Here is a 5651-nt window from a genome sequence, read left to right as displayed (position 1 = left end):
GCGTTCGTGCGCCGGCATCTGCCGCATTTCAGGCTGAGCCCGATCGACCAGCTCGAAACCTATGTCGCGCCGACCTGGCAGGCGATCGTCGACACGGCGGTCAATGCCGAGGCGCCGCTGCGCCAATTGCTGGCGCGGCTGAAGCCCGACGCGGTGGTGCTCGACAATGTCATCATGTTCCCGGCGATAGCGGCAGCCGGCTGCCCGTGGGTGCGCGTCGTTTCCTGCGCCGAGACGGAGCTTCCTGACGCCGAAGTGCCGCCCTATCTGTCGGGGCTTGCCGCCGATGACCCGCAACGCGCGGCGTTCGAGGCGCGATATCTCGCAGCCTCGGCGCCGGCGCATGACCGCTTCAACCGCTTTCGCGCCGATTGCGGCCTGGCGCCGCTGCCGAAGGGCCTGTTTCTTGAAACCTCACCCGATCTCAATCTGCTCTTGACGCCGGCGATCGTGCGCCGCGAGCGCGCCGAGCCGCTCGACCCCGAGCGTTTTGTCTATCTCGAGGGCTGCGTGCGGTCGGAAGGGCCGTTCGAGGTGCCGGTTTTCCCGCGCAATGGCGGGTCGCTGGTCTATGTCAGCTTCGGCAGTCTCGGCGCCATGGATGTCGGCCTGATCGAGCGCATGCTTACCGTATTCGACCGGCTGCCGGCCCGCTTCATCGTCAATGTCGGTGGCCTACGCGATGCCTACCGCGCGGTGCCCGATAATGTCTACCTCGACGCCTGGTTTCCGCAGCCCTCCGTGGTGGCGAAGTCGGACTTGTTCATCCACCACGGCGGCAACAACAGCTTTTGCGAAGCGCTGCGCTTCGGCGTGCCGTCGCTGATCATGCCCTATTGCTGGGACGGGCACGACAATGCGCAACGGGCCGGCGAAACCGGCGTCGGCGACCATATCGGCCGCGACGGCTGGACCGAAGGGGGATTGGAGAGAGCCATTCTCGGCCTGCTGGCCGATGACGCCATGCGCGCCCGCCTCAGGGACAATGCAGCCGAGATGGCGCTGAAACCCGGAACGGACGTGGCCGCGCAAGCCATTCTCTCCCTGATACGGACATGAACGAAATGCTCGATAAGAACACGAATAGCGCAAACCTCTTCAATGGCAACGACCCCAAGGCCTGGCTCACGCAGCACGGCATCACCGAAGTCGAATGCCTGGTGCCCGACATGAACGGCGTCCTGCGCGGCAAGGCGCTGCCGACCGCCAAGTTTCTCAAGGCGCTGGAGGACCGCGCGCTCTACCTGCCGAGCAGTGCCTTCCTGGTCAGCATCGACGGCCGTTATTCCGGCTCGATCGACGAGGGTTTTGCCTATTCGGACCCCGACATGCGCATGGTGCCCGATGTCTCGACGCTGTGCCTGGCGCCGGGCGCCGGCACGGGCAAGGCCTATGTTTTTGCCGATGCCTTCCATATGGACGGCAGGCCGTGGATGGCTTCGCCGCGCCATGTGCTGCGCGCCGTGCTCGATCTCTATCGCCAGCGCGGCTGGCGCGCGGTGGTCGCACCCGAGCTCGAATTCTACCTCACCGCGCCCAATCCCGATCCGGACAAGCCGCTGACCGCGCCGGTCGGTGCCAATGGCCGCGCCGAGGGTGTGCAGCATCCCTATGACATGGCGGCGCTCGAAGAATTCGAGCCGGTGATCCGGCGTATCTATGACTATTCAGCTGCAGCCGGACTGCCCCTCGACACGCTGATCCATGAATCAGGCACGGCGCAGCTCGAAATCAATCTGCTGCATGGCGACGCCCTGCCGCTGGCCGACCAGGTGCTTTTGTTCAAGCGGTTTACGCGCCAGGCCGCGCAGCAATGCGGCATGCATGCGACCTTCATGGCCAAGCCGATCGCGGCCCAGGCGGGCAGCTCGATGCATCTGCACATGTCCGTTGTCGACGAGGCCGGCAACGCGCTTTTCGCCGGCAGCGACGATGCCGACACCGGGATGTTCGGCCATTTCATCGGCGGCCTGCAGAAGTACATTCCCGAAATCATGCCGCTGTTCGCGCCGAACGTGAACTCGTTCCGCCGCATCAGGCCGAACCACAGCGCGCCGGCCAACATCGAGTGGTCGCATGACAACCGCTCCTGCGGCCTGCGCGTGCCGGCCGGCGGGCGCATGGCGCGGCGGGTGGAGAACCGGCTGCCGGGTGCCGATTCCAATCCCTATCTGGCGATCGCCGGTTCGCTGCTTGCCGGCTATCTCGGTGTCGAGCAGAAGCAGGCGCGCTCGGCCGAGGCGTCGGGCAATGCCTACAAGATCAAGAGCACGCTGCCGAAGACCATGGAGGAGGCGCTCGACCGCTTCACCGCGTGCGACCCGGTGCGGGCATTGCTGGGCGAGGACTTCTTCCAGACCTATCTGCGCGTCAAGAGCGTCGAGCTCGACCTGTTCCAGAGCGTGGTGACGAGCTGGGAACGCGACCACCTCTTGCTGAAGGTGTGATCATGGCATCTTCGACGGGTTTCAATTCCGGTCTCGATATCGGCAAATCCTATTATGTCGCGACCGCCAATCCGGCGCCGGAACACGCGGCCCTTGCGGGCGATGTCGAGGCGGATCTGGTCGTCGTCGGCGGCGGCTGCACCGGCCTGTCGGCCGCCCTTCACGCGGCCGAGCGCGGCCTCAAAGTGGTGCTGCTCGAAGGCGGCAGGATCGGCTGGGGCGCGTCGGGCCGCAATGGCGGCCAGATGATCCCCGGCCTGCGCAAGGGCGCCAAGGGTCTGGTCAAGCTCTACGGACCCGAGCGGGCGAAGGTGCTGTTCGACCTCGCCTTCGAGGCACGCGGCCTGGTGCTCGGCATCATCGAGCGCCATGCCATCGACTGCGACCTCAGGCTGACCGGCCATCTGGTCGGCGCGGTCAACGGCTCCGACCTCAGGGATTTCGAGGAAGAGGCCAAATGCCTCAAGAGCGTGATGAAATTCCGCGACGTCGAGATCCTGTCGGCGGCGGACGCGCGGGCCAAGGTCGACACGCCTTATCAGGGCGCGATGTATGAGCCGCTCGGCGGCCACATGCATCCACTCAACTATACGCTCGGGCTTGCCCGCGCGGCTGTCGCGGCCGGCGTCACCATCCACGAGAATTCGGTGGCGGTGAAACTGGAGCGGGAGCCGTCGATCCGCGTCTCGACGGCAAAGGGGTCGGTGCGAGCCAGACATGTCGTGCTGGCGGGCGACGCGCTGCTCAACGGGTTGGAGCCGCGCGTCAACAGCCGCATCATGCCGGTCGGTAACTACATCGTCGCCACCGAGCCGCTGGAGGGCAAACGCAACGTCATCCCGGCCAATGTCGCGGTGTCCGACACGCGCTTCGTCGTCAACTATTACAGGATGTCCGCGGACGGGCGGCTGTTGTTCGGCGGCGGCGAGCGCTACACGCCGTCACCGCCGGCCGATATAGCCGGCTTCGTGCGGCCGCACATGGAAGGCACGTTCCCGCAGCTCAAGGGATGCCGCATCGATCATGCCTGGGGCGGGCTGGTGTCGGTGACGACGTCGCGGCTGCCGCATGTCGGGCACTATGGCGAGGTCTATTTCGCGCATGGCTATTCCGGCAAGGGCGTCATCCTGTCGACACTGTCGGGCAAGCTGCTCGCCGAAGCGATCACCGGCGATGCGTCGCGGCTCGACCTGTTCTCGACGCTGACCCCGATGCCGTTCCCGGGCGGCACGGCGCTGCGCGGGCCACTCTATGTGCTGGGGATGTTGTGGTACGCGATGCGGGATCGGATGAAGCATTGAGGGGCTAACGATCAGAGGCTGGCGGGACCGCGCCCCCCTCTGTCCTGCCGGACATCTCCCCCACGAGGGGGGAGATTGGCAGCTTTGGCGCCCCGCCTTTTCCTTGCAAATGTTAAATTTGGCGAAAGCCGGCGTAGCATCCGATCTCCCCCCAAGTGGGGGAGATGCCCGGCAGGGCAGAGGGGGCGCTGGCCCGCCGACGTCGGAAGGCTAGCAAGGCCTCTTACACCACAAAAAAATCCTCGATACGCTGCCTGGCATCCAGCAGCGCCGGCAGGATCTCCCGTTCCATCTCCGCGACCGAAAACCGTGCCGACTGTGTAGAGACATTGATCGCCGAGACCGTGCGTCCGGACCTGTCGCGGATCGGCACGGCGATGGAGCGCAGGCCGAGTTCCAGCTCCTCGTCGACGATGGCGAAGCCATCCGTTCCAGCCTTGCCGATGGCCTTCGCCAGCAACGGCCTTTCAACAATCGTCTTCGGCGTCCGGCGTTCGATGGTTGCGTGGCTAAGAAATGCGTCGAGTTCCTCTGGCGTCAGCCCGGCGAGCAGCATCCGGCCCATCGAGGTGCAATAGGCGGGCAGCCTGGTGCCGACATCGAGCGAGACGCTCAGGATACGGCGCCCGGGAATGCGGGCGACATAGACGACATCATCGCCCGACAGGATCGCCGCCGAGCAAGCTTCGTTCAGCTGCGCCGCCACCGCGCGCATGATCGGCGCGGCGAAGCTCCACAGCGAGCCGCCGCCGAGCCAGGTGCGGGCGATGGTCAGCAGGCGTGGCGACAGGGAGAACACACGGTCGGATTGAGTCGCGTAGCCGGTGGCGACCAAGGTCAGCAGGAAGCGGCGGGCGCCGGCGCGAGTCAGGCCGGCTTCCTCGGCCATTTCGGTCAGGGTCATGCCCGCGGGATGCCGGGCCAGGATTTCCATGACGGCAAGTCCGCGCCCGAGCGAGCCAACGTGATCACGGGAAACGGTCTCCTCGTCCATCTCATCCTCTGACAAAAGCGATTTAGCCAGTATTGACTCCGCCTCGGAGCAGGCGCTAGAAAGTATCGCATATAATACTTTTGTTCGCAATGCGAACTTTTGCTAATTGTGAGGGCGCCGCGATGGTGAAGTTCCTGCCGCTTAAACAGGCCGTCGCGGAAAACCTGAAAAATGGCGACACGGTCGCCTTCGAAGGCTTCACCCATCTGATCCCGACAGCTGCCGCGCATGAGGCGATCCGCCAGGGGTTTCGCGACCTGACCCTGATCCGCATGACACCCGATCTGATCTACGACCAGATGATCGGCATGGGCATGGCGAAGAAAATCGTCTTCTCCTATGTCGGCAATCCCGGTGTCGGCCTGCTGCGGCGCGCCCGCGATGCGATCGAGAACGGTTTTCCCCGGTCGATCGAGGTCGAGGAGCACAGCCATGCCGGCATGGCCAACGCCTATGAGGCGGGCGCGGCCGGCCTGCCTTGCGCGGTGTTCCGTGGCTATCGCGGCGCCGGGCTGGCCGCGGTCAATCCGAACATCAAATCGGTCACCTGTCCGTTCACCGGCGAGGTGCTGGCGGCGGTGCCGTCGATCCGGCCCGATGTCACTTTCATCCATGCGCAGAAGGCCGACAAGAAAGGCAATGTGCTGGTCGACGGCATTATCGGCATCCAGAAGGAGGCGGTGCTGGCGGCCAGGCGCGCCGTGGTGACGGTCGAGGAGGTGGTCGACAATTTCGACGATTTGCATCCGAACCTGACCGTCCTGCCGCGCTGGACGATCGCGGCGATTTCGATCGTGCCCGGCGGTTCGCATCCGTCCTATGCGCACGGCTATTATGCGCGCGACAATGCCGCCTATCTCGAATGGGACGAGATTGCCGCCAACCGTGAGAAATTCCAAAAGTGGATGC

General features: G+C 65.0%; 5 protein-coding genes. 4 read left to right on the top strand and 1 reads right to left on the bottom strand.

Annotated features, from left to right (window positions below; translation table 11 throughout):
- The 3 genes from EOA36_RS25680 to EOA36_RS25670 form a co-directional block, all read left to right on the top strand.
- Window positions 1-1059, top strand: a 1059-nt coding sequence (locus tag EOA36_RS25680) for a glycosyltransferase (RefSeq protein ID WP_127279950.1), incomplete at its 5' end; no start/stop codon positions are given.
- A 5-nt stretch (window positions 1060-1064) separates the two neighbouring features.
- The gene (locus tag EOA36_RS25675; protein WP_127279949.1) at window positions 1065-2447 is read left to right on the top strand and encodes a glutamine synthetase family protein; all 1383 of its coding nucleotides are present in this window, start codon (window positions 1065-1067) and stop codon (window positions 2445-2447) included.
- A gap of 2 nt (window positions 2448-2449) precedes the next feature.
- Window positions 2450-3748, top strand: coding sequence for an FAD-binding oxidoreductase (locus EOA36_RS25670; RefSeq protein WP_189553356.1), 1299 nt, complete (start codon window positions 2450-2452; stop codon window positions 3746-3748).
- A gap of 223 nt (window positions 3749-3971) precedes the next feature.
- On the opposite strand, the gene EOA36_RS25665 is transcribed toward EOA36_RS25670, so the two are convergent.
- Window positions 3972-4742 carry an IclR family transcriptional regulator C-terminal domain-containing protein gene (locus EOA36_RS25665; RefSeq protein WP_127279948.1) on the bottom strand — a complete coding sequence of 257 codons (771 nt, stop codon included), beginning with the start codon at window positions 4740-4742 and terminating at the stop codon, window positions 3972-3974.
- A gap of 122 nt (window positions 4743-4864) precedes the next feature.
- Between EOA36_RS25665 and EOA36_RS25660 the strand changes: the two genes are divergently transcribed.
- Window positions 4865-5651 (top strand): CoA transferase subunit A (locus EOA36_RS25660; protein ID WP_145969305.1); only part of this gene is annotated, 787 nt, incomplete at its 3' end.

Source organism: Mesorhizobium sp. M8A.F.Ca.ET.021.01.1.1 (genome assembly GCF_003998025.1).
Classification (GTDB): Bacteria; Pseudomonadota; Alphaproteobacteria; order Rhizobiales; family Rhizobiaceae; genus Mesorhizobium.
This window is presented reverse-complemented; position numbering and strand designations above follow the sequence as displayed.